Raw genomic sequence first — 474 nt, forward strand, 5'->3', positions numbered from 1 at the left:
ATAGATTTGATAAACATTTAATGCGTTTGACCGCTTTCAAAGAAGTCATGTATGATATATTAGATATGTATTAGACTGTTATCAAATTCAGTAAATGAATAGAGGAAAATTTGAGATGAGTAAAACGATAAATATTCTTATCAGTACACCGATGGAGTTCTTATATTCACTGTTCGCTTTGGGAACCGATAAAAAATATATAGAGATGATCCGCGATTTTGACCTTGAACCTAACGAGGAAGTTAAAGGGATGCTGGAGGGAATGAAGAAGTCGCTTTCCCAGTACATTCAACAGGAGTTGAATTACTTTTTTGATGCCAGCGGATTGGGATATATCCTCTATAAATATATTGTCCATCATCCATCGTTGAACAAAGTGGAGGAGATTATAGCACAAATCCGCCTCGATTCCGCAGATGAATTCGTATTCAAAATCATTGAAAGTGTCTGCAAGAATACATTGCCTGCCAAAGA

1 protein-coding gene is annotated in these 474 nt (G+C 35.9%); it reads left to right on the forward strand.

The window, feature by feature from the left end; all coding sequences use genetic code 11:
- Positions 1-115 precede the first annotated feature (115 nt).
- On the forward strand, positions 116-474 hold a 359-nt coding region (locus ACNPNW_RS06290), incomplete at its 3' end, for a hypothetical protein (RefSeq protein WP_448766752.1).

It is taken from the genome of Acinetobacter endophylla (genome assembly GCF_053543775.1).